Source organism: Fibrobacter sp. UWB13, assembly GCF_900177805.1.
In the GTDB taxonomy this organism is placed as follows: domain Bacteria; phylum Fibrobacterota; class Fibrobacteria; order Fibrobacterales; family Fibrobacteraceae; genus Fibrobacter.
On sequence record NZ_FXAX01000002.1, the window covers coordinates 66,942 to 92,198 of the forward strand.

Annotated in this window: 21 protein-coding genes; all 21 read right to left on the reverse strand. The window is 50.5% G+C overall.

From position 1 onward, the window contains the following. Nucleotides 1-30: 30 nt before the first annotated feature. Nucleotides 31-1,278 (reverse strand): rod shape-determining protein RodA, encoded by a 1,248-nt coding sequence (rodA, locus tag B9Y77_RS10080; RefSeq protein WP_085491530.1) that lies wholly within the window; start codon nt 1,276-1,278, stop codon nt 31-33. Next, on the reverse strand, nt 1,275-3,128 hold the full coding sequence (gene mrdA / locus B9Y77_RS10085) for a penicillin-binding protein 2 (protein WP_085491531.1): 1,854 nt from the start codon (nt 3,126-3,128) through the stop codon (nt 1,275-1,277). Before mrdA ends, rodA begins: the two co-directional genes overlap by 4 nt. Continuing rightward, nucleotides 3,121-3,606, reverse strand: a complete 486-nt coding sequence (mreD, locus tag B9Y77_RS10090; RefSeq protein ID WP_073424966.1) for a rod shape-determining protein MreD — start codon at nt 3,604-3,606, stop codon at nt 3,121-3,123. The genes mrdA and mreD overlap by 8 nt, the downstream gene beginning before the upstream one ends. Continuing rightward, on the reverse strand, nt 3,599-4,426 hold the full coding sequence (gene mreC / locus B9Y77_RS10095) for a rod shape-determining protein MreC (RefSeq protein WP_073424965.1): 828 nt from the start codon (nt 4,424-4,426) through the stop codon (nt 3,599-3,601). Before mreC ends, mreD begins: the two co-directional genes overlap by 8 nt. Before the next feature lie 19 nt (nt 4,427-4,445). After that, nucleotides 4,446-5,468 carry a rod shape-determining protein gene (locus B9Y77_RS10100; RefSeq protein WP_073424964.1) on the reverse strand — a complete coding sequence of 341 codons (1,023 nt, stop codon included), beginning with the start codon at nt 5,466-5,468 and terminating at the stop codon, nt 4,446-4,448. A gap of 64 nt (nt 5,469-5,532) precedes the next feature. After that, the gene (locus B9Y77_RS10105) at nt 5,533-5,895 is read right to left on the reverse strand and encodes a hypothetical protein (protein ID WP_244536606.1); all 363 of its coding nucleotides are present in this window, start codon (nt 5,893-5,895) and stop codon (nt 5,533-5,535) included. Between the two features lie 156 nt (nt 5,896-6,051). After that, nucleotides 6,052-7,356 (reverse strand): hypothetical protein, encoded by a 1,305-nt coding sequence (locus B9Y77_RS10110; protein WP_085491532.1) that lies wholly within the window; start codon nt 7,354-7,356, stop codon nt 6,052-6,054. 164 nt (nt 7,357-7,520) lie between these two features. After that, entirely contained in the window at nt 7,521-8,447 is a 927-nt protein-coding gene (locus tag B9Y77_RS10115) for an AgmX/PglI C-terminal domain-containing protein (protein WP_073424961.1), read from the reverse strand. 3 nt (nt 8,448-8,450) lie between these two features. Continuing rightward, complete coding sequence (locus B9Y77_RS10120) at nt 8,451-8,945, reverse strand: ExbD/TolR family protein (RefSeq protein ID WP_014546558.1); 495 nt, start codon at nt 8,943-8,945, stop codon at nt 8,451-8,453. Nucleotides 8,946-8,947: 2 nt separating this feature from the next. Continuing rightward, the gene (locus B9Y77_RS10125; protein ID WP_073424960.1) at nt 8,948-9,838 is read right to left on the reverse strand and encodes an ExbD/TolR family protein; all 891 of its coding nucleotides are present in this window, start codon (nt 9,836-9,838) and stop codon (nt 8,948-8,950) included. A 40-nt stretch (nt 9,839-9,878) separates the two neighbouring features. Further along, entirely contained in the window at nt 9,879-10,517 is a 639-nt protein-coding gene (locus tag B9Y77_RS10130) for a MotA/TolQ/ExbB proton channel family protein (RefSeq protein WP_073424959.1), read from the reverse strand. 188 nt (nt 10,518-10,705) lie between these two features. After that, nucleotides 10,706-14,584, reverse strand: a complete 3,879-nt coding sequence (locus tag B9Y77_RS10135) for a tetratricopeptide repeat protein (protein WP_085491533.1) — start codon at nt 14,582-14,584, stop codon at nt 10,706-10,708. A gap of 49 nt (nt 14,585-14,633) precedes the next feature. After that, entirely contained in the window at nt 14,634-16,877 is a 2,244-nt protein-coding gene (locus tag B9Y77_RS10140) for a tetratricopeptide repeat protein (RefSeq protein WP_073424957.1), read from the reverse strand. Between the two features lie 11 nt (nt 16,878-16,888). Then, nucleotides 16,889-18,346, reverse strand: a complete 1,458-nt coding sequence (locus B9Y77_RS10145) for an OmpA family protein (protein ID WP_244536605.1) — start codon at nt 18,344-18,346, stop codon at nt 16,889-16,891. A 246-nt stretch (nt 18,347-18,592) separates the two neighbouring features. Then, the gene (locus B9Y77_RS10150; RefSeq protein WP_014546551.1) at nt 18,593-18,793 is read right to left on the reverse strand and encodes a hypothetical protein; all 201 of its coding nucleotides are present in this window, start codon (nt 18,791-18,793) and stop codon (nt 18,593-18,595) included. A gap of 126 nt (nt 18,794-18,919) precedes the next feature. Next, complete coding sequence (locus tag B9Y77_RS10155) at nt 18,920-19,711, reverse strand: 1,4-dihydroxy-6-naphthoate synthase (protein ID WP_085491534.1); 792 nt, start codon at nt 19,709-19,711, stop codon at nt 18,920-18,922. A gap of 34 nt (nt 19,712-19,745) precedes the next feature. Then, entirely contained in the window at nt 19,746-20,459 is a 714-nt protein-coding gene (gene mqnB / locus B9Y77_RS10160) for a futalosine hydrolase (RefSeq protein WP_085491535.1), read from the reverse strand. A 10-nt stretch (nt 20,460-20,469) separates the two neighbouring features. Then, nucleotides 20,470-21,426, reverse strand: a complete 957-nt coding sequence (locus B9Y77_RS10165) for a 1-phosphofructokinase family hexose kinase (protein WP_085491536.1) — start codon at nt 21,424-21,426, stop codon at nt 20,470-20,472. Between the two features lie 8 nt (nt 21,427-21,434). Further along, on the reverse strand, nt 21,435-22,652 hold the full coding sequence (gene tyrS, locus B9Y77_RS10170; protein WP_073424952.1) for a tyrosine--tRNA ligase: 1,218 nt from the start codon (nt 22,650-22,652) through the stop codon (nt 21,435-21,437). Nucleotides 22,653-22,806: 154 nt separating this feature from the next. Next, nucleotides 22,807-23,697 carry a LysR family transcriptional regulator gene (locus B9Y77_RS10175; RefSeq protein ID WP_085491537.1) on the reverse strand — a complete coding sequence of 297 codons (891 nt, stop codon included), beginning with the start codon at nt 23,695-23,697 and terminating at the stop codon, nt 22,807-22,809. A gap of 13 nt (nt 23,698-23,710) precedes the next feature. Next, the gene (locus B9Y77_RS10180) at nt 23,711-25,240 is read right to left on the reverse strand and encodes a sigma 54-interacting transcriptional regulator (protein ID WP_073424950.1); all 1,530 of its coding nucleotides are present in this window, start codon (nt 25,238-25,240) and stop codon (nt 23,711-23,713) included. Nucleotides 25,241-25,257: the final 17 nt, after the last annotated feature.

Consider the following 25,257-nt stretch of genomic DNA (forward strand, 5'->3'; position numbering starts at 1 on the left):
AACAACCAATGACCAATAACTAATTACTAATTACTTATTCCCCTGATAACGTAGGCACATCAAGAGCCCCACGAGGAACATGCACACAAGCGCAAACGAGCCGCCATAAGAGAGGAACGGCAGCGGAAGCCCCGTCACCGGCATAAGCCCAATCGTCATTGCGATATTCACTGTGATGTGGAACAAGAAAATCGTGCACGCACCCATCGTCACAAGCGTCACAAACGGGTCATCGTTCGTCTTGCAAATCGACGACGCCCGCCACAAGAACAACGTAAACAGCACAAGAACCGCCGCGCACCCGACAAAGCCAAACTGCTCCCCAAGCACGCTAAAGATAAAGTCCGTATGTTCTTCGGGCAAAAACGAGAGGTTCGTCTGCGAGCCGTTCCCAAAGCCCTTGCCGCCAATACCGCCGCTACCAATCGCCGTAAGCGACTGCAACACCTGATAGCCATCACCCAGCGGGTCACTCATCGGATCCAAGAACGTATTGACGCGCTTCTGCTGGTGCGGTTCCAGCATGTTCCACACCATCGTACTGGCGTAACCCGCCAAGATGTTCGTCGCGATAATCACGCCTGAGAACTTCTTGGACAAATGCCTACGCAACACGGAAAACACGACGAGGCAAATCAAAACACCCCACAAGACTTGCATCACCATCGACTGCGAATGCGAAAACAGCACAGACAAGACAGGGCTCACAATCAAGAACAAATCCGTAAACGTGAGCCCCGCAAAAAAGAACCCGACAAGCGTCACCGCCGTAAACACAAGGGCCGTGCTCAAATCCGGCTGCTTTAGCACAAGCAAGAACGGAACAATAAACAGTCCTAACGGCACCAAAAAAGACTTCAATTTATGCAAACTCACCGGATGTTTCGAAAGCCAGTACGAAATCGTAATCAAGTACGCAATCTTAGCAAACTCCGAAGGCTGCAACTTGATGACCTTTAAATCAATCCAGCGCCCCGCCCCCTTCACGTCGCCCGCAAAAATGAGCACGAACAAAAGCATGACAAGCGCAATCACGTAAGACGGCACCGCCACGCGCTTGAGCCAGTCTATCTTCACAAAAACAAGGCCCACAGCAATCGCAATACCTGTCAAAAAGTATATGATTTGTCTAAACCAGTGCGTATCGTAAACGGCCAGTTCCTCGCCCACGGTCGCCGAATACACGAGGAACACGCCAAACGTCATGAGCGTAAGCGTCACGACAATAAAGAACCAGTCAAACTTTAACGACTTGTCTTGAATGCGGTCGGAACTCATTGTTGCTCCTCTTCTTCTTTTCCAAAGAATGCCATCAGCACCTTACGCGCAATCGGGGCAGCCACAGAGCCACCGCCGCCGCCCGCTTCCATAATCACAGCTACCGCAATTTGCGGGTCTTCAAGCGGAGCGACCGCTGCAAACCAGGCATGCGTCTTCTGCCCTTTTTTCCATTCGCCAGAACCCGTCTTTCCGCCCACGCGAATTCCCGGCACAGCGCCTTTCTTCCCCGTGCCACCCGGATGGTTCACCACGGAATCCATCGCGTTCAAAAGCACCCGATGTGTCTCGGGCTTCATCGTTCCAGGACGGATGATTTCAGGCTCATAGCGGCGCACCACATTGCCCTCGGCGTCTTGCAGTTCCTTCATAAAGTGCGGTCGGTACACGCCCTTGTTCGTCGCCAAAGATCCAATAAACACCGCCTGTTGCAAAGGCGTCACCATTTGTCCCTGCCCAATCGAGAGGTTCAAAATAAGCCCGCGAGCCCAGCGCCAACCCAGGCGCTTATTGCGCCGGTTGAACGACGCCGAATCCGGAAGCCAGCCCGCACGCTCGCCCGGGATATCCACGCCAAGCAACTGTTCACCATAACCAAAGCGGCGAGCAAATTCATTGATACGCGCCATATCGATTTCAAGGCCCGCCTGATAGAAATACACGTCGCACGAAAGGCGCAGCGCATGCACCACGTTCAAGTTTCCATGCACGCCCCAGCATCTCTGGTAACGCGCCCCGTACTGGTAGCCGCCCGTACAAGCTTTCGGATAATACTTTGTCTCCGAAATAATCCCGCTTTCAAGCCCAGCGCCAGAAGTCACAAGCTTAAAAATCGAAGCAGGCGGGTAAACGCCCGAAATCGCACGGTTTGTGAGCGGTCGCATCGAATCCAGCGCCACATGCGCCCAGCCCTTGTTGCGTTCACGGCGCTTCAAGGAAAAGATGTTCGGGTCCAGTCGCGGCGAAGACACCATCGCCAAGATTTCGCCATTGCGCGGATCGATCGCCACCAAGGCGCCTTTCGCCGAATCGGGAATCGCCGCTTCCGCCGCCTTCTGCAGTTTCAAGTCAATCGTCGAAACCATGTGCAGGCCCGGCTCCGGTGCAATAAAGCCGCCCACATCCGTAAGCGTACGCACCTCGCGCCCCGAAGCATTCACTTCCACAAGCTTAAGCCCGTTCTTGCCGCGGAACTCCTTATCGTATTCCTGCTCCAAGCCTTTTTGCCCCACGCGGTCGCCCTGCGAGTACGATTCATATTCCGGGAGCTTCAGCTGTTCTTCCGAAATCTCACTCGTGTAACCGAGCACATGCGAGGCAAGCGTTCCGTACGGGTATTCACGGCGCGATTCAATAATCACCGAAACGCCCGGCAGTTCCGTCGAATGTTCTTCAATCACCGCGACCTGTTCCATCGTCGCATCTTCCAAGATGCGGACCGGGCGCGTACGCACCCAGCGGATCCTCTGGAATGCCGTATCGAGCGAAAGCGAATCAAAAAGACGCACACCCGCCGCATCGCGAATGTTCAAAAGCTTCTTGAAAATGGAATCCCTAGCCGCCTTCTTTCGAGGCATTTCAAGCGCCTGGAGTGCAATCTGGTACGAGGGTCTATTACGCACCAGCACATTCCCGTTGCGGTCATAAATGTAGCCTCGGTCGGCAATCAGCTCAATTCGACGCAAGCGGTTATTTTCGGAGCGCTGGAAGTTCTCTTCGTAATGCAGGTACTGCAGCGAAAAAAGCTTGAGCAGAATCACCGTAAAGACAATGACCGTCCCCGCCAAAAATATCAGGACGTTCCAATTCCTACGGACTCGAGCCTCGTTCTCCGAAGTATCGTTATACATCCGACTTCTTCCCCGAAGTGAGGTAGAACAAAATACCGCCAATAATCACCGTATAAATGCTCTCCGGCACCGTTTTCGTCAAGAACAAAGTCGTTACGACATCCTTTTCGAGACCCGTTATGAGGAAATAGAACATGTCGTTCACATAGAACGCAAGGCCAAGCACGCCCACTTTCGGAGGCAAGTTCAGCGTGAGGAAGTGCTCTTCGAGCTGCCCCACGGCAAACCCCACAATCGTCATGGCAATGGTATTGGCACCCAGCCATTCCACCGGCGCATAGACATCCAGCGTGAACCCCGCCAAGAATCCCCAGAAGCAGCCCGCACCAGCTCCAAAACGCAAAGCCACGGATACAATGAAGATAAGGATAAAGTCAGGACCCACGCCCAAAATCTTAAGCCAGTCGCCAATCGTCGACTGCACCGCAAAAGCGATGACAAACATCAGGAGCGTCTTTAACCACCCGTAATTACTCATCGAGCAACTCCTGGATAATCCAATCCGGTTCCTTCTGCATCACAAACACTTCTTCCAAGGTCGAAAATTCCTGGAACGGCTTCACGTCCATAAGGCTCATCACGTCCAAATCCGCCTTGCGAACCCTGTGCACCGTGCCCACCGGGATGCCCTTCGGGAAAATACCGCCAAGCCCCGATGTAATGAGCGTATCGCCCTCGGCAACACCCGCATGCGAGGGAATCATTGCCGAAAGCAAATGACCGTCCACAGACTCCAAGAAGCCCACCACGCGCGTACGGCGTTCAAGCACAGAGAGTTTCAAGTTCGGGTCCACCAAGAGCTGCACGCGCGAATGTGTCAGCGAAGCCTTCGTAATCTTTCCGACAAGGCCGTTCATCGACATCACCGGCATGTTCTCTTTCACGCCATGATGCGTTCCACGGTTAATCACGAGAGTCGTGAGAAAACGCCCGGGGTTGTGCCCCACCACGCGAGACGTCACAATCGGGAAATCCCACTTGTCATCAAAGCGCACCAGCGTATGTAACCTCGCCAGTTCCTGCAAGCCCTCGCTCGCGTGGTAAGTCTCCTGACGGAGCCTTGCGTTTTCCGCCTTCAGATGGTCATTTTCCGCCTGCAAAGACTTGAAGTCGTTCACAGAGGCAAGCAACAGTTGCACCGGATAAAACACCGTCGAAAGCGCCTTGTCGACAATGCTCTCGCGCACCGCCGTCGAAGACGCATGCATCAAAATCCCTAAAACGAGAAAAAAGGCAAAAGCGACAACGCCATGCCTTTGGGAAAACAGATCGACAATAAAGCGAAAAGCTCTAAGCATCGAAGTGCAATTTCAGAATTTAGGTAGAAGAAGCCACCAAAACAGGACGGTACTTATCCAAGTCTTCGAGAATGCGGGCTGCACCCTTGCAAACGCAAGTCATCGGATCGTCAATCACGTTCACGGAGAGCCCCGTTTCCCTACGGATACGTTCGTCGAGACCACGCAACTGGGAACCACCACCCGTGAGGATAATGCCCTTGTCGTAAATATCAGCGGAAAGTTCCGGGAGAGTGATGCTCAAAGCCTGCTTCACGGCTTCGATAATGGTCGTCACCGGTTCATTGATGGCTTCGCGGATTTCGGCACTTCCGATAGGAATCGTGCGCGGCATACCGGCGATAAAGTCAAGACCCTTGACTTCCATCGTCAATTCTTCTTCGAGCGGGCTTGCAGAACCGATCTGGATCTTGATCTGTTCAGCAGTGCTTTCACCCACGCAAAGGTTGTACTGAGTACGGAGGTAACGCACAATGGCTTCGTCCATTTCGTCACCGCCAACGCGCACAGAGCCGTTGCAATCAGACTTGTTCAAGGCAATCACGGCGATGTCGGACGTACCGCCGCCAATATCCACAATCATGTTACCCACCGGTTCTTCAACCGGGATGCCCATACCGATAGCAGCAGCCATCGGTTCATGGACCAAGTGGACTTCCTTAGCGCCCGTCATCTTGATAGCATCGATCACGGCACGCGTTTCCACTTCGGTAATTCCGTTCGGAACGCCAACCGCCACACGCGGTTTTACCATCCACAACGGATAGCGCTGCACACGCGTAATAAAGGTGCGCAGAAGCGTTTCCACAAGTTCAAAATCAGCAATAACACCATCACGCATCGGGCGAATAGCGCGGCTTTCGCCAGACGTACGGCCAAGCATCTTCTTAGCTTCGCCACCGATAGCAGTCACACGATTGCTCTTACGGTCAACAGCAATCACAGTCGGTTCATTAATGACGATACCCTGTCCAGCCACATGGACGAGTGTATTGGCGGTACCCAGGTCAATACCGATATCACAAGAGAAAAGTCCGAACAAAATTTAGCCCTCTAAAAAAGAAATCCCACAAGACAAATATAACTAAATCAAGCTCGTTTATAACCTACGGATTTTTGTCCTTGCCGAATTTTAGAACCTTGGAATAACGGTCCCAATGCCTGCCATGAACCTCGTAACGGTACTTGCGTTTCTCGTACATGGCAAGGTCTCGATAGATGTAAAAATCGACCTCGGCATAGGCTGCATAAATTTCCGCTTCGGCGCCTTCGAACAACCTAAAATCACGCACTTTGTAATACGGTTCATCGAGCAAGTCCGCCTTTGTCGCATTGGCATTCAAAGTCTCAGCCACCATGAACTTCAAGTCTTCCTGCAAGTACGTGAGGAGTTTCTTTTCGATGCGCTCCGTCGGCTCCGAGCACGACGAAAGCAACACAAGAAATATGAGGGATAAAATTTTCTTCATGCTCATAAAATAAAAAAAAGAAACGCACCCAGATGGAATGCGTTTCGTAAATAGTTGCTAGTGTTTAGTAGGAAGTAGTCGGTAGGAAGTCGGAAGTTTTTATAATCGCGGCTTCGCCGCCTAACCATTGACTAATGACCATTGACTAACGACCAGTTAGAACGAATACGTTGCAGAGATTCTGGAGAAGAGTCTGCCTTCGCCCTGGAACGGGTTACGGAAGAGGAGGTCTTCAGCAACGGTCACGTCGATCTTCAACTTTTCTTCGATGTTGATACCGAAACCGAAGCCGACATGGTCCTTGGAGGTGCCATCAGCGAGCGGGTTCGTGCTGAAGAAGTTGCCGTCATCCTTGCAAATGCCATACTGCTTGTCATTGTACTTGTCAACGTTCTTGTCATTGACATTGCACTTTGTATAAAGGATAGACTTCTGGCCGCCAACGCGGATCACGAACCAATCCCACCAGATGTTACGTTCGATACCGAAGCTGATCATGCCGCCGATATCGGTGCGATCGTCCCAGTGCTTGTTGTCTTCGTTGCGGGAATCGTAGGTCCAAGTTTTGGTATTTGTATTGTAGAGCCAGTCATGAGCCTTTCTCTTGTTCCAAATGAAGTCCAAGCCCATCCAGAAGAAGCCACGGTCGAGAGCGACGTTAACGCCAACACCCACCTGAGCATGCTTTTCGTCCAGACCCGGAGCATCGATGAACTTGAGGTTCAAGGCCGGAACAAGTTCGCCGTTGATAGCATCCAAAGTAAAGAATGCACGGGACTTGATCAACCAGGAGAAGTTACCGTCATCAAAGAAGCTGTGGTGTTCCGGACCGTACTGGATACGAGCCAAAGCCAAAGAAAATTCCAAGTCAAAGTAGTTCGAGATCTGGTAGTTCAAACCACCGTCTGCCTGGACTACAGAAGCAAAAGCGTTCTTCTTGACCTGGTAGTTACCGTCTTCAGCCTTGTCGCCACCGTCCTGCTGGGCAATGTAAACATGCAAGCCCCAGGAGTTGCCGTCCGAGAGCGTACCACCCAAGAAGCCGTCAAAGTTCGTCACCGTTTCAGGAACATTAGTCGGAGCACCATTTTCGCCAATCACGACATCCGGCAAGTACTGCATGAGTTCGGTATTGATACGGCCAAAGAGACCACCGATAGAGATACGCGGATCCGGATTGTTGTCATCGCCAATCGAAATTGAGAAGATACCACCGAAGTTCGGGTGCTGCGGGTCAACGTTCTTACCCGATTCAACATCCTGCGTATAAGGACCGAATTCACCAATCAAATAGTTCGAATAGAGATTGATGTTAGCCGGGTTATCGAAGATGCTTACATCGTCCATGATGTAAGTCGTGTTCTTACCCATAGATTCAATTCGGGCAAACGTTGCAAAAGCAGACCCGACACCAAGAATCCCAAATGCGGCGCCTACGGCGGCTACAGTTTTTAAGTTCATGGATTAACTCCTATTGAAAATTCTTTTATAAAGTTAGTTTTATAAAAGAAAAAACGCAAGAATATTTTAATAAAAGAACGATTTTTTTGGGGCTTTTTATCCCCAGCGAAAAAATAAAAAGACCAGACGCGAGTCTGGTCTTTTTTGCAAGCTTTGCTTGTGAATTATTCGGTGAACGTGAACGGAATCGTAACCGTCGTGTTACCGGACTTCACCTTGCTGAAGGTCCAGCGGCTAACTGCATTCTTGACTTCGGAGTCGAATTCTGCGAAACCGGTCGTCGAAGAAACAGTAGAGATGCTGATGATTTCGCCACCCGGAGCGATCGTGAACTTCAAGGTAACCTTACCCTGGAATCCCGGCTTCTTCTTCAGGCACTTGTTATAGATGTGGCGAAGACCCGGAGTACGCTGGCGGACAACCTTCATGATGTCTGCAGCGGAACGAGAACCACCACCGGCACCCATGTCGATATCGCGCATAGACGGAGTCTTGATGGAACCCTTAGCCTTAGTAGCGATACCACCGCCACCACCGCCAAGGAGACCTGCAAGGCCGTCACCGATACCACCGGAACCACCTTCTGCGTAACCTTCATTGAAGCCACCATTAGCCTTACCGCGACGGCCACCGAGAACGGTCTTACCCGTAGTCTGGAGACCAGCGACGTCCTTGAGCACCTTATCGATGTCCTTGGTGAACTTCTGGTTCTTCATCAAGTCATAAGCAGCAGCAGAGGCATTCTTGGTCTGAGCAGTGAGGAGCTTGAGCACGCCGCGAGTCTGCGGAGCGTTCGGCTGACCCTTACCGCGCGGCTTACCACCGCCACCAGCTTTCTTACGAGGCTTCTTCGGTTCAGGCTTCTTCTTTTCTTCCTTCTTTTCTTCCTTCTGCTCAATCTGCATGGAAGTAGTAAGGTCCACGGAATCAGCGTTGTCGAATACGACTTCAGCAACGACCTGTTCGTACATGGAAGCCCAAATACACATAGCCAAAGCGATCACAAGAGAGACACCGGCGATTGCGCCCATCTTCTTGTCGGATTCCGGCATGAGCGACGCAATAAACGGATCTATGTTCTTCTTTGCCATTGATTATTCCTCCCCGCCGTTCTTTTCCATCACGGCGAATGCGATATTCGTGTATCCGGAGAAGCCGCAAGTGGCCATGACCTTATACATCGCATCATACGGGATGTTCTTGTCAATCTGGACAATGATGTGACCAGCTTCGTCAGCAGGAAGGCCCATCTTGAGAGCATGTTCCTGTTCGATAGCGCGACGGTCCTTCAGGATTTCGTCCACCTTCGTAACGAGGAGGTCTTCCTGAGCGAGAACGTCAGCGGTCGGCACGACCTTTTCATTGTCAACGATAACGTAGTTAGCATCGACCACGACAGTCAAAGACACTTCCTTCGGCTGGACCTTGGAGGTCGAGATCGGAAGAATCAAGTTTTCTGCCTGAGTCAAGAGCTGACCTTCAGCGTCCATGTTCTTGATCATGAACACCAAGATGATGGTCATCATGTCCATCATGGACGTTAAGGAGAAAGGTACGTCTTCGCTATACTTACGAGATTTTCTAGCCATGATTAACCTCCCAACTTTGCAAGGTTGATCTTGCTGAAACCAGCTTCCTTAGCACGGTCCATGAGCTGGATGATCTTGTCGAACTGAGTGTCGTCGTTTGCAACGATGATGATGTTATCAACGTCGTCCAAGTCGATGAACTGAGTATGGATTGCGATCAAGTCCTTAGCAATGAGATCGTATGCGGAGAGCGGATAAACCATTGTCTTGTCGCCCGGCTTGAGAGTACGGGCAGAGTTCGGCTGAAGCGTTGCAACAGCCATGCCCGGAGTCGGAGCCTTGAGAGCGGCCGGCTTCTGCAAACCCATTGCGCCTTCACCCGGAAGGGACAAGAAGTTGTTGGCACCGTCTACATAAGCACTGTCGGCATGAGCTTCTTCAGCACTACCGTCGTTCTTGTAGGCAGCCCAGATGACCTTACCCGGGTCTTCTTCAGATTCTTTCTGAATAGCCCAGAGTTCGATGGTTTCGATTTCGTAGAGATACTTCTCTTTGTCCATTTCGGAACCATCTTTGCACTTCGGTCCATGTCCACTTTCAACAGCCGTCTTCACGTCTTCCATCGGATACGTAACGAGCTGAGCATCAGACTTGCAACGGAACGTCCACATTTCCTTGAAATAGACGTTCGGCTGGAAACCACCGCGTGCACCGATAACAAGGTAGTTGTTAGCGATAGCGAGTGACAAGTTCAATGCCTGCTCATCAGGTGGAGGCGGCACGTCATTGTCCATGATCATCTGGCTGCGTTCAGGCAGGTTCACTTCGACAATGGCGAGTTTGGAGAAAGCAGTCATGGTCAAAAGCATAGGAATCAAGATGGTGAACAAGCCCATCGCCGGAAGCAAATCCGGTTCTTCGACCTTTCCTGGTTTCTTGATATTTTTTGCCATGTTTATTTAAACTCCAGTTAAAATTAAACTCTCTGATTGATTATGCGAGGGAGTTGATAATCTTGAGGCCCTTTTCTTCCATTTCCTGGATGAGGCGTTCGGAGTTCATGTTGAGAAGACCAACGATAACGAGGAGCGGAACTGCAGAGAGAAGTCCGAGGAGCGTCGTACCCATAGCGATAGCAATACCATCAGCAAGAGCCTTAGCACGTTCAGAAGCCGGCTTGTTAGCAACAGCGTCGAATGTGTAGATCAGACCGTAAATCGTACCCATAAGTCCGAGCAACGTGGAGATGGAAGCCATAACGGAGATGATGGAGATGTAGCGAGTGAGGCGCGGAGCTTCAGTGAGGAACACAGCGTCAGAAGCAGCAGTCATCAAGTCACGAGCCTTGTCAGCATCCTTGCAGTTGAGCTTAGCAGCGACGATAGCGTCCATAACCTTAGCAATCGGGAGCTTGGAGCTCTTAGCGAACTGGAGAGCCTGTTCGAGCTGGTTCTGCATGACGAGCTTACCGAAATCGGCCATGAACTTACCGCGGCCCTTGGAGCTCTTAATCATAATGTAGGTAACACGTTCCAGGGAGAAGCCAAGGCCGATGATGAACACGACCAAGATGATCCACATGAACTGGTAACCATCAGATTCAGGGCTGAAGGATTGAAGCAATTTAGACATTAGAGACTCCTTTAATTGAGTTATTGTTTTTGTTGTTTTTGATAATCTTCGTTCATATTTATTTTTTTTTAGAGCGTTGTGGGAGATTTTAGTAGTAAAACTTTCTTTACCGCTAGGCAATCGCCCTCAAGCCCAATAAAATAGGGGAATCCCATGAACTAGGATTCCCCGTAAAATAGTTTTTACCGCTATTTCTTCTTGCCTTTTTTAGCCTTTTTCTTGGCTTTCTTGGCTTCAGACTTAGCCTTCTTGCCCTTCTTGGACTTCTTGGAGGAGGTCTGTTCGACTGCTTCATCATCAGAAGATTCAGAAACAGCTTCTACGCCTCTTTCGGAAGCCGGGATAAGGCTCGGGTTAGCGGTCCATTCCTTGAGCTTGGCGAGTTCTTCTTCAAGCTTTGCACGATCGTCCTTAGTTTCCTTGACGATGTTGCGGAATGTAGCAACCTTTTCTTCCAAGGTCATAGCGTCAGACTGTTCAATCTGTTCGATACGGGCCTTCAACTTGAAGTAGGTCGGGTCAGCGAACAGCGTGGACGGGTCGAACTTTTCGATCTTGGTGTTGAGATCTTCGTTAGCTTCGTCGAGCTTTCTCAAGGTTTCGTAAAGCTTGGAGGTCCATTCGTTATCGATACCGTAGTGAGCAGATGCCTTGATACCGGTAGCGCACTGCGGGATAGCAAGCTGCTTAGCGGCGTCAGAACGGCTATTCAATTCTTCACGGTAGGCTTCCAAGTCTTCGTGGGCAGCCATGATAGCGTCATCCTTCACCATGCCCTGACCGACGTATTCACGGACGATCAAAGCACTATCCGGAAGCGGAGAATTAGCGAATGCATCAGCAACTTCGACGAACACTGCGCAGCCCTGGTAGTACATTTCGATGTAGCCCATTTCTGCAGCGATCACGTCCTTGTTGTAGAAGCCCTGGTCACGAGCGAGGTCGATGTTCTTCTGGAAGATCGGACGGGCCTGTTCGTAGTAAGACGGGAGCTGTTGCACAATGCCGATGCGTTCTGCAAACTTTTCTTCTTCCTTCTTACCGTTGAGCTGCTGTTCACGAATCTTTGCAGCCATCGTCACGAAGAGCATACCCATCTTGTTGGTGGCACGGAAGGTCCACTTTTCAGATGCGTAGGCAGCAGACTTGGAGTAGTGACCCATAGCCTTCTGGAGGGTTTCAACCAAGCTCTTGATGATCTTGGCCTTTTCCTTTTCCTTGCCCTTCAAGACTACCGGAGTCATCTTGTTGTATTCCTGTTCACCCATATAGAATGCAGCTTCAGCCGGGATAGCAGCATCTGCGTTCTTGATCTGCAAGCCGTACTTGTCGTAGGCTTCGAGAGTCTTCTTATAGTATTCGACAGAGCTTTCTTCATCCTTGACATTGCGGTAGGCACGGGCGATACCGATATAAGCGGCAATCAGCTTTTCCTTGTCTTCCTGATACATTCTGATGAAGTTCGTGTATTCCTGGATAGCCTGCTTCCAGTTTTTAGCATTGGCGTATGCCATCGGGATAGAGAAGGCAGCGTCAACAGCGTAAGAGCTCTTCGGATAGTCGCGGACGAGGTCCTTGTTACAACGGATAGCTTCGTTAGTCATCTTAGCTTCGTCATAGCTCAAGCATGCGCTATAGAGGAAGGACGGAGTTTCTTCGTTCTTCGGGTAACGCTTGTAAGCAAGTTCGAAGGTAACAGCAGCCTGCTTCTTATCCGGGATGGAATCGTAAGTCTGAGCGGCAAAACCAATTGCCTGGAATGCCATGGAATCCTGCGGGAAGTTGTCGGTAATGAACAAGAATGTCTTGGCGGCCTGAACCGGCTGCTTGTCCTTCTTGTAGTTACTTGCAGCACGCAAGATACCCTTAATCGTAAGCGGAGACTTGGCGTAGCTCTTCGGGAGGAGCATGAAGGTTTCAGCAGCCTTCTTGAACTGGTTGGTGGCTTCGTAAGCTGCAGCAGCTTCGAAGATAGCCTTGTCAGCAATGTCGATGTTCGGATAGCGCTTCACGAGGTCCAAGTAAGCCTTGGCACCAGCTTCGTTCTTGCCAGCCTTGACAGAGGATTCAGCCTTCTGGAAGAGGACGTAAGCGATAGCCTTTTCGATTTCAGCAGCCATGGAGTCGTTGCGAGTTTCCTTAGCCTTGTACTGCTTGAGGAGCCATTCAAATTCGGTGAGAGATTCATCGAGCTGATTGGATTCAAGGAGAGACTGAGCAAGCATACGGCTGATGAGCAAAATGTACTGGTGCTTCGGGAAGTCCTTCTTGAGCTTGCGGAGGACGTTCACAGCAACACTGAACTGCTTTGCATCGTAATGAACGATAGCGGCGTTGTATGCAAGTTCTGCAGCTTCCTTGTTCTTGCCGAACTTAGCCATGTACTTATCGACCTGGTCGAAGTAAGCCTTGGTTTCGGGCAAGTTGTATGCCTGGACGGCATCATCGTTAGCCTTGGTCTTACGAGCATTTTCGCGAGCCTGGTCCATCATGAGAACGGCGTTATAACCAGCTTCATCCTTCGTGAGGAGGTTGCCTGAGCCCATTTCGCGACGGCCGTAGCGAGTCGTATCGGTTTCAACGATCCAATTGAACATCTTGGCAGCGTTAGCATGCTGACCCATTTCCTGATAGACGAGAGCGAGGTTGATGTGAACCTTGTATTCGTCCCAGGTCGGTTCCTTGGCATAGCGCTTCAAGAATGCTTCATAAGCTTCGATAGCCTTGGCATACTGTCTCTTGCCGCCTTCGATATCACCTTCCTTGGTAAGCTTAGCAGCCTGAGCGTGGTGATACTGCGGAATGTCGAGCATAGCGCCACGGATAGCCTTTTCAGCGTTCTTCACAGATTCCGGATACTTCTGGTTCTTCTTGTACCAGGAAGAGTTACGGTCATAACGCTTCACGACGTCATAGCGGTGAGCCTGAGCATCGTCAAACTTCTGCTGAACGATCAAGATTTCGATCATGGCAATATCGGCGAGCGGAGCGTCGATATAGTCCGGGTTGATCTTCATCAAGCGCTTGAAGGACTGGACAGCTTCTTCGTTACGGTCATGGTCCTTGTTCTTCATACCGATACGGTAGTAGACAGAGTCCTTGAACGGAACCTTCTTGTCCTTCAAGAAAGCTTCAGCTTCCTGGACACCACCACCTTCCAAGTCAGAGAAGGAGGCTGCCATGAAGTCCATTGCTTCAGGACGCAAGTCCTTCGGATACTTACCGGCGTCAGCACCGACGATGTAATCGTAGTACTGCTTAGCAGCGATTTCGTATTCGGCAGTGTTATAGTAAGATTCTGCCAAGTGGTACATGGCAAGAGCAGCTTCCTTACCCGTGAGGTTCTCGAAGCCAGTCACCTTCTTATAGGCGGAGATAGCGTCCTTGAACTTGCGGTTCATGAAGTGGTATTCAGCGATACGGAGCCATGCCTTCGGCACGAGACCGTTATCCGGGAAGTCCTTGACAAGCTGCATACGGAGCTTGTATGCCTTGTCATCTTCACCACTAGCTTCCTGCACAGCAGCAGCCTGGTAAAGCACGACAGGAGCCTTGTTTTCCTTCGGATACAAGTCAATGTATTCAAGGAAGTAGCCCAAGGACTTCTTATGATCGGCCTTCGGGAACTGATTGATGTTAGCGCACTTTGCCGGCTTGTTATCGCGGTCAGCGCACCATGCAACATCTTCTTCGTACTGAGCCTGGATATCCAGGAACTGCTTTTCTTCGAGCAAGAACTGATAGTGACCAAGCTGTTGCAAAGCAGATGCGCAACGGTTACTAATCTTGCCCTTGCAGCGTTCTACCTGACGTTCCCACTGGGCAATAGCATCGCGCATGCCAGCTTCATCGAGACCGCCAGAACGGCAAGCCTGTTCTGCCTGGTTCTTAGCAACTTTATAGGAACTGGCGCACTGTTCATAGCCAGAATTACCCTTACCAATGGACTTGCACTTTGCAAGCAACTTCTTAGCTTCGGCCGTTTTTTCTTGACACGGATCCGATGCAGCAAATGATGTTCCGACCATGGAGCAAACAATTGCTGAGACGAGCAAAAGATTTTTCATCGTTCTCTATCCACCTATGATATCATAAAAATAAAGGGAAAAACCCGGATTACTCCAGGTCTTCCAAATCTCCAGCAGGAGAAGATGTGCTTCCACCAGCACTTCCACCGCCCATGCCGCCGCTAGCCTTGGTCTTGACAGTTGCCAAGGTAAAGCCTGCGTCTTCCAAGATACGCTTACGGTTGGATTCGAAGCGGTCACTCTGGATAGATCTCTGCATGAAGGATGCGTAATCTTCAATAGCTTGGTTAGCCTTGTCGAATGTCGGACGCAAAGCTTCGCGCTTGCTTTCCACACGCGGAGTCGGCAGCTGACGAGCAAGATCCAAGGCAAGAACCTGGACAGAGTCGAATTCGCTCTGCATTGCATCGTAAGCCTGACGAGCGCTATCGCGAGCAGCGACAGAAACAATCGGCTGTTCCGTGCGCTTTTCAGCCTGAGTCAAAGCTTCAATTGCACCCTGATAATCTTTCTTCATGAAGTGGCAGTAACCAATCACGAGGTAAGCTTCAGACACGAGGAAGGATTCCGGAAGGTTGGAAATGATCCACTTTGCCGGCTTCATAGCTTCATCCGGCTTGTTGACCTTGAGGAAGGACCATGCTATACCGAGCATAGCTTCGTCGAACACCGGAGATTCCTTCTGGACCTGACCATACATCTGAGCGGCAGCTGCGATGTCCGGCTTTTCACCAGAGAAGAAGAGGTGGCCGAGCTTAACTCTTGCAGCGTCCTGGAGGTCGCGTTCAGACTGGTTGGAAACCGGCTGTTCCGTAATATCGCGGAAGCAGTTTTCAGCTTCGTCGAACTTGCCCATACGGCTGTTAGCAATACCCATGGTATAGCGAGCGTAGAAGTAGTTGGCGTTACCCGGGAGGATGGAGGCGAGCAAGTCGACGCATTCCTGATAGAGGCCCTGTTCGAACTTGATCTGACCTGCAACGTAGTCAGCGTCAGCCTTCACGTCGCTTTCACCAAACTTCTGAGCAATGTTCTGATACTTGGTCATAGCTTCCGTGTACTTGCCTTCCTTATAGTCGATGTTCATCAACTGGAAGTGGTACTTAGCACGCTGGTCACTCTGCGGATAGCGCTTGATAGCGTCTTCGTAGACAGACTTTGCAGCCTTGTGCATACGGAGGTTTTCGAAAGACTTAGCCTTGTAGAAAGCAGCCTGGTCGACAAGGTGGAATGCCGGGTACTTGGTCTGAACCTTACCGAAGGCATAAGCAGCTTCGAGGAACTGACGGTTCAAGTACAGACGCATTGCAGCGCGGTAGTCGTTTTCAGGTTCGATCTTCAAGCGGCGATAACGTTCTTCACCAATCTTCTCTTCACGGGTATCACCGAAGCGAGAAGTCAGCTTGACATTCCACACGAAGCCACGGTTCTTCTTAGCCCAGAGGTCATCGTGAGAAATTTCGAGGTCAAGAGCGAGGTAACGGAAGATGCTGACATCCTTAACGTTGACCGTTGCGCCAATGGCCGGGTAGCCTTCCTTAGTGAAGCGAGCGCGGACACCAAGGTGAGAAGAAAGATAGTAGGTCAAGGTGAAGCTCATTTCGAGGTTAGCACCCTTACCACCTTCATCAGCATCGTGAATGATGTCGATGAAAGAGAATTCAGCCTTCATTTCGAGGAGACGGTTGAATCCGCGATAGAACAAGGACAAGTTCAAGTTCGTCGGGATCTTGTAAGCATCAGCTGCGCCCATGAACACAAACTTGAAGCTACCATCGCCATCAGCTTCGCTGACAGCCGGAGCAAGGAGGTTCTGCACGCTTGCGCCAATGAGCAAGTAACCGTACTTCGAAGAAGCAAGCGGGTTCCAGCTCAAGCCCACGTCAGCACCGACAGTGAGCTGCTTGAGTTCGTCGAACTGGTTGATGTAAAGCACATCGAGGTTGACGCCAAGGGAGAGCAAGTGGAAGAGTCTATAAGCATAGCCGAACTGAACGGCAATTTCGCTATAGGATTCGCCACCTTCGATGGAAGCACCGTTTTCGAAAAGAGAAATGCCCCAAGTGTGCTTGTAGTCAATCGGGTATGTCAAGCTGACATATTCCTGGCTGGCTTCGCCACTAATGGTGCTAAAGAAAGCAACGCTAAGTTCGAGCTGATCAGTTTCTGAAATACCAGCGGGGTTCACATACATCGCGGTGTTGCCACCATATTCAGCAAACCAGTCATTCTGCTGATACTTATTCGGCGTGTAGGTGGCCTCTGCAAACAAAGAAGAGCTGGCTACGGCAAGTCCGAGAACGGACGTCTTGATGAAACTAGTACGCATCATCACCTACTCCTTTACTTAATATCCGTGCGGATGAACTCAATACGACGGTTCTGCGCACGTCCTTCAGGTGTTTTGTTAGAAGCAACAGGCTTAGTGTCGCCCAAGCCCTGGGTAGTCATACGGCTTTCGGCAATGCCCTTTTCAACAAGGAAGTTCTTCACAGCGTTTGCACGGTCTGCAGAGAGCGTCATGTTCTTGTCCTTGTTACCGATGTTATCGGTATGACCAATGATTTCGAAAGTAGCTTCGGGGAAGGTTTCCATGATATCGACAACCTTCATCAAGGAGATGTAGGAGTCCTGAGTAATCGTGGACTTACCAGATTCGAAGTTCACACCTTCAAGAACGAAGACCTTCTTCGGCGGCTGCGGAACTTCGTCCGGGCATCCATCGTCGTCCTTGTAGTTGTTGAGAGATTCAGGCTGTTCCGGGCAGAGGTCCACACCCTTACAGATGTGAGCGTACTGGGAAAGCATACCCTTAGCTTCAACCCACGGGTCGCAGAGACCGTCGCGGTCGTTGTCGGCATCCGGGCAGCCATCGTCGTCCTGGAAGCCATCGAAGTCTTCAGCTTCTTCAGGGCAGTTGTCAAAGCCAGAGCAAACGCCGGCGTACTTTTCGGAGAGACCTTCTTCAGAAACCCACGGATCGCAAAGACCATCGCCATCAGTATCCGGGTTACGTGTTTCTTCGACAGCTTCTTCTTCCTTAACGACGTCAGTTGCAGTAAGACCAATATCCAGCTTGCCCTTGCCGCGCTTGATCATCGGCGAGGTGGACTGGCAGAAGAAGTTCGAGTTGCCGAGAGACGGGTTGATGAACTTCGGGTCCAAGGACACGTTCGTGCGGTTCACCTTGATGAACTGGTTGAACGGGTAGTAGTTCTTGTAGATGTTGTTGTATTCCACCTTCGTCTGACCGGCAGCCGGGTCAGCAAACACACCGTAGTAGTGGTTTTCCATGAAGATGTTGTTACGGGCGACCAGGTTGGTCGGTCCCTTGAGGGTCAAGCCAGAGTAGCCATTGCGGAGCACGACGTTCTGTTCGATGTAAGCATCGAGAGACTTAGCACCCCAGGCGAGAATGCCGGACCAGCGGTTGCCGTACACCACGTTGTTGCGGAGCCACGGCAGAGAAATGAAAGCACCGATACCCGTTGCGTGGTTATCGATCACATAGCAATGATGAATGTAGGGGGCAGCGTTTTCGCAAAGGATACCTTCGAGACCGTTCCTCACTGTGAAGTGCGACATTTCGGCGCCCGAAGTACCCATGACGGTCGGACCGCGACGGCCACCATCGATGATGGTAGACAATGGGTCCTCGCCCTTGAGAACAACACCCATGATCAAGGTGATGTTTTCGTTATAAACACCGCGTTTGACAAGGATTGTATCCCCGGCATCCGCATTTCCGAGAGCATCAGCAATCTTAGCGAAATCGCCAGGCACGTTGATATTCTTTGCCATGGCGGTTCCTGAAAGAAGCATCGCCCCGGCCGTAATTAAGACCAGTTTCTTTAGGGTCATACTGCTACGTTTCTCCAATCATAGAACACTTAAAATTCGTTTAACATACGCTTGCCAGTTTGGCAAACACAAAACCCATGTGGGAATATACCTTCAAAAATGACTTTAGTCAAATACTTTTCGTCAAAAACGCCATTTTTCGTGTAAAAATTACACAGGTATAGCCTCTGGGGAATAACTTATCTGTCAATCCTCGCTCGGAAGATCGTCCTTTTCCTCCTCCTTCTTTGCACCTTGAATTGAAACGCGAATCTCTTGGCAGGTCTTCTTGATGTTCTGCAAGACCTTGCGAGCGCGCGTGCCAGCTGACTTGTTGCCGCGTTCGAATTTCTCGTATTCGCGTTTGAAATTTTCAATTTCTAGTTCGAGATCGTTTACTAAACTCATAAGCAAACTCCAAAAAAAGATGCTTTTTGGAAAATAAATAAAGTTTTTGCTAAAAATTCGCTATTTTGCAAAATTACGTTTACGTTTACAAACTATTACATAGATATAGAGTCATTCAACAACTTATTAACAGTGTGATAACCGCCACAGGTTCTCCAAAGCTTTCCAACCCGCCTCTCCGACATTTTCTGAAAAATCATTCACGAACATCGCAATGTGGGATTTGATGACTTCGTTGTCATCGATTTGTGCTTTTTCGACGATAAACGGGGTCACCGGATCAAGTCTTTGACGGGCAATTCGGAGACTACGACGGATTTCATTTTCAACCGATTCGATAGTCGCAGCCCCCAGTTCCTTTTTAGCGACCGCAATTCCAAGCGGAATCGGAGAACCCGTTTCTTGTTCCCAGTAGGCGCCCAAATCCTGCAAAAGGTGTAGACCGTCGCGTTTCCACGTAAAACGGTGCTCATGGATGGTTACCCCCTGAGGAACATTCTTGCTCAGGAGTCCCTGGTAAACCTCGTTAAAGAGGGCGTATTCGAGTTTTGGAGCGTTTTTGAACTGATGGGCGTACCAGAACTTGAAAAGGAGCGCAGCGGTCGTATTTGCGCCCGGAAGGGTCGTTGGGAGTTCCGGATTAAACGCATTGGACTCCGAAGAGAGCAAAAGCGGACCACAGCCGTACCCGATGGCTCCCCCACAACCGAGACAACGGTACGTACCTTCAATTTGGGGATAGACCTGAGCGCTAATCTTTGCGACATCAAGTTCGCCGCGCAGGACCATCTCGTTGAGCGTCTGCACGTCGGCAAACGTGACTTTCCATTCGAACGGGGAGTTTTCGAGCCCCTGGAGCAAGGCTTCGTAAATGAACGTATCGTTAGGACAGGTGGAAATACCGAGTTTTAGTTGCATAAGTAGTAGGAAGTAGACGGTAGGAAGTAGGAAGTTAGATGCAGGAAGTAAAAGCAGCACGAAGAGCGGAGAGAGCATCCTTAATGCGCCAGGTGGATTTATCGCGGGTGGTGGCAAAGTTGCTTACCGCACGGATTTCGTAGCAAGGGACGCCAAAGGCGTGGCAAATCGAGAAGCAGGCAGCCCCTTCCATCGATTCGACATCGACATTGAAGTTTTCGACACGTTCTTTCGCCATGGACGCAGTTCCCGTGCAGCAATTGACGCTGAGACCGGCAACAGGCTTTAGATTCGAAAGCCAGGCGGGAACGCCCCGTAACGACGAAGATTCGTAGACCTGCGCAGACGTTTGAGGAACAGAGCCATTCGCAGAGGTTGCACAAACTTTGTGCCACGGCGTAAACGAGCCATCACTTTCGACAACGCCAAGGTCCCCTACAACTTCGGAATCGACACGGACAACGTCACCCACGTTCAATCCGCGACCGGGATAGGCGCCACAGATGCCCACCAGCACCACATGCGTAAAAGGGCCCTCGGCAGCAAACCGAGAGAGCAAAACGGATAAATTTGTTGCAAATTCAAGCAAGCCCATGCCAAGGACAACGGCAAAGCCGCGCCCTTCGGGCAGTTCGACTATTTCGCCTAAACGAATGTTATTTTGAACAAAGGACTTGCATTCAGGAAAGACTCCAAAAAATTCCAAGTTTGACGCAAACGCAAACAAAGGAACAAAGTTGTCTTCCATCGTAAAGTCCTTATTCGAGGCGTTCGACCTTTGTCGAGAGCTCGTTTTCAAGTTCCATGACTCGGTCTAAGCTCAAGTTCCACGGGCGTTCGACTTCACAGCGGGCACTTGCCACAGCAGTAGCCTTAGCCAAGCAGCTTTCAAAGCTCAGATTTTGTTCGAAAGCATAGAGCCAGCCCGCAAAGAACGAGTCTCCGGCGCCGATATCATTTTTGACCGTAATCGTAGGCGGCTGCAACTGGATGCCCTGGAATTTCTTTTCCATAAGGCGGAAGGCACGCACAGGAGCGTCCTCTTCAGTCACAACGAGATTCTTGATCGGGAGGCGTTCAAGGACAGCGGTTGCAGTCATCTTCCAGAACTGCGGACTCGACTTGACCTGTGGAATGCCCATGCGTTCCAAGAGCTTGCAATACTCCAGCATGTTGATTTTCAGGAGATCCACGCCCTTTTCAAGAAGCTCATCAATGCTATCAATGGCATCGACAAAGATGTGCTTATCGCTAAAGTCTAGCTCATTGAACATCTTCGCGTTAAAGCCTTGCGGGAACGTTCCACACAAAGCGATATACTGCGTCGAATCCCAGTAATCATTCAGCGTTTGTGCAAAATCGTCGTTCTCGGAATCCGCAAGAGTCGGAGACGGCTCCACGAGCTCCGTCGTGTCGCCGTTACAAGCAATCGTCGTGCAGATGCGCGTATTTTCGCGAATCCAGATCGGCACCTGCTGGATGCCACAAGCAGAAAGCTCATCAAAGATTTTTTCTCCGTTCCCGGCACCGAGGAAATGCATCAAGCGGGGCGTGCCGCCCAAGAGCTGCAACACACGGCAGCAGTTGATGCCTTTACCCGACGCGTATTCCTTGACCTTGGAGATGCGGTGCACTTCACCTGGAGTAAACTTATCCAGAAAGAACACCCTCTGCCAAGCAGGATTCAAACCGAGAACTAAGATTTCCCTTGACATCGCTTACCTTAGAAGTTCACCTTGAAGAACTTGCGCTTGCCCACCTGGACAACGAGTTGGTCGCCACCCTTGATTTCAATCTGGGCTTGCGGATCAGCGAGCTTTTCGCCACCAATCTTCACACCGCCGTTCTGCACCATGCGGCGGGCTTCGCCCTTGGAAGCAAACGCCTTGATGTTCACGAGCAAGTCGAGAGCGCCATAAGTACCAGCATCGACAGAGCATTCGAGAGCATCACTCGGGATAGCGTTACCGCTGTGGATTTCGCGTTCCTTGGCGGCAGCGGCTTCGGCAGCTTCGGCACCATAGTACTGCGTCACGATGTCGATAGCGAGGCGGTGCTTAGCATCGTTCGGGTTCATCTTGCCAGCGGCAATGTCAGCCATCATCTGCTTGACTTCTTCGAGCGGGATGTTCGTCAAAAGTTCGAACCAGTTCTCGACAATATTGTCGGAGAGGCTGTAAATCTTGTGGTACATCACGTCAGCCGGTTCGTTAAGACCAACGTAGTTGCCGATGGACTTGGACATCTTGACCTTGCCATCTGTACCGAGCAAAATCGGCATGAAGAGACCAATCTGCGGTTCCATGCCTTCAAAAATCTGAAGGTCGCGACCACGGAGCACGTTGAACTTCTGGTCGGTGCCGCCGAGTTCCACGTCACTCTGGATAGCAACGGAATCGTAGCCCTGCATCATCGGATACATGAATTCGTGGAGGCTGATCGGCGTGTTTGCCGTATAGCGGTTGTGGAAGTCTTCACGTTCGAGCATCTGGGCGACTGTGAACTGGCCCATGAGTTCCGTGACCTTGCTGAACGGGAGCTTGGAGAACCATTCGCCGTTGTAGTGGATTTCGACCTGTTCGCGACGGACAACCTTGAAAAACTGTTCCTGATATTCCTTGGCGTTTTCGAGAACCTGTTCGTGCGTAAGGCGCGGACGAGCCTTGTTGCGGCCGCTCGGGTCACCAATCTGCGCGGTGTAGTCACCCACGATGAGGACGACCGTATGACCGAGGTCCTGGAACTGGCGGAGCTTGCGCATCACGACCGTATGACCGAAGTGAACGTCCGGAGCCGTCGGGTCCACACCCATCTTGATACGGAGGGGCTTACCCGTTTCGTAGGACTTCTGGAGTTTCTTTTCGAGTTCATCTTGCGGCACGATGTCGGTCACGCCGCGCATCAAAATTTCAAGCTGTTCTTTAACAGGACGGAATTGCATTTTAGTTACTAGTTAATAGTTGATAGTTGTTAGTTAATTTACGGGGTAAAGATAGCAATTAGTAGTTATTGGTTATTGGTCATTAGTCATTAGAGATGTCGCATAACGCAAGACTATGCTTCAAAATCATCATTTTCAGCAATAAGCAGCTATATTATTTTCGCTTTTTAGATTGGCGCTGGAGAATGTACTTCGTCAAAAAATTGTAGAATTGTTCCGTTTTAGAATTGTCCTGCTTATTGCGACGGAGCGAAACCACGATATCGCGCTTGAAATCCGTATCGGTAATTTCAAGGAGCCGAACGCGCTTGTGGTCCATTTTTCCCCATGAAAGTTCCGGCCAAAAACCCACGCCAATGCCTGCAGCAACAGCTTCCTTGACTACCGCAGCGTTATCACTTTCGAATGTAACGTTTGTATGGAATCCGATACTATCGCAAAGTTCGTTGCAAATTTGTCTATACTGTTTGGAACCGTAAAGACGGATGAACTTTTCGTCTTTCAAATCAAAGAGCGAAATGGAATCGAGCTTTTTGTACTGAGCGGTATTTGGAACTGCTAAATAAATTTTTTCGGAATGGACAAACGTTTCGTCACTTTCGGTGTTATCAAGTTCCGGTCTGTAGTTTGCGTAAGTACGAACACAAATATCAAAGACGCTCGTTTCTTCGTTCTGCACAATGTCCACGTCAATGTCGGAATTACTGCGTTTGTACTCAATCACGGCACTAGTAATAAGCGTAGAAGCCGCAAGGACGTTCAGTTTGACGTTGTTGTTCTGCTTATCAGACATTTCCTTAAGGAGCGCAGGGAGCGCCATCATATTTTCGTAAAGCGGTTGAAGCTTTTCGTAAAAGAACTTTCCACTATCCGTGAGCTTGATGTTACGCCCAGAATTTTTGAACAGAGAAACACCCAGTTCATCTTCGAGCTTGTGGATAGCTTGTGTGAGCGCAGGTTGGACGATGCAGAGGTTCTTTGCACTTTGCGTGACATGTTCCGTGCGAGCCACCTCCAAGAAGTATTTTAGCTGAGTCAGTTCCATAAAGGGAAATATACTATTTACTAAAGGCGGTGAGGTCGATGCCGAGCTGTTTGATTTTGTAAGTGAGGATGCGCGGGGTGGTCGAAAGACTGCGAGCAGCGGCGGCCATTTTGCCCTTGCTACTCTTGAGAGCATCGCAAATGATGTCGCGTTCGTACGCTTCGACCATGAGCTTGAGGTTTCCGCTCACAGGTGTTCCGCTCGTTTCGTCGGTCTGAATCGTCGGCGGGAAGTGATGCGGGTAAATGACATCTTCTTCGGTCAAGAGCACCGCACGTTCAATCGCATTTTCGAGTTCGCGCACATTGCCCGGCCACGGGTAGCTCATGAGCATTTCAATCGTACCGCGAGCAAGGCGACGCACGTTTTTACCCACCAATCGGCAGTAATGGTCAACAAAGTAATCCGCCAAGAGCACAATGTCGGTACGGCGTTTGCGCAGAGGCGGCACGTAAATCGGAACGATGTGAAGCTGGTAGTACAAGTCTTCGCGGAAAGTTCCATCCGAGACCATCTGCTGCAAGTTTTTGGTGGTCGCGCAAATCACGCGCACGTTCACTTTTTTCGGGAAGCGAGCGCCTACGCGCTCCATTTCGCCCTGTTGCAAAAGGCGAAGCAACTTTATCTGCAAATTCGGCGTGAGTTCCGCAACTTCATCGAGGAAAAGTGTTCCGCCTTCAGCCTGCTCTACGCGGCCCGGCGCCTCGTTGACGACGCCAACCAAGGCGCCCTTTTCGCTACCGAAAAGTTCCCGGTCCAGAACGGACTCCGGGAGAGCCGCACAATGCACTCGCACAAACGGCCCTAAATTGCGGTCTGAACGGAAATGAATAGCTTCTGCAACAAGACCTTTACCAGTCCCCACCTCCCCCACAATGAGCGCTGGAAGCGGGCTTCGAGCCACCTGGTCAATTTGCGTATAAACCTGTTGCATCTCGGGCGTTTTACCGATGATATTGTCCGGCTGGAAACGCGCCTTGAGTTCCATTGCCATGCGTTCGTTTTCGGCCTTGAGGATTTCGTTTTCTTCTCGTGCCTGGCGGCGGAGTTTCACAGCAGTCGCAAGCATCTGCGCGATAATTTCGAGCAAATGAATCTGATCGTTGAGGTTTGCCTCATCGGGATTATGTTCGTCGGCACTCAAGGCACCAACGACTTCCTGTTCCATGATAATCGGAACACAAAGGAACGCCTTGTCCTCAGTCTTACCACGGCCCGTGCGGTCCAAGAAATCCGGATCTTTCGCAACGGACGGGATGATAATCGGTTTACCCGTTTCGACGACGCGGCCGGTGATACCTTCACCAACCTTGTAACGGCCCTTGCTCGCCTGGCGGCTGCTCAAGCCTTCTGCAATTTCGATGGAAATTTCGCCCGTGTGACGATTGTACAAAGTGAGAGTGGCATGTTCAACGCCCATCACCGATTCGACGGTCTGCAATACAGGATGCGCCACCGTTTCAAAATCAAGACTCTGGTTCAAAATGGAGCTGATCTTGTAGAGCAGCTCTAGTTCTTGAATCTTGGCGTGAGTCGTAGACATAGACTAAGAATATAAAT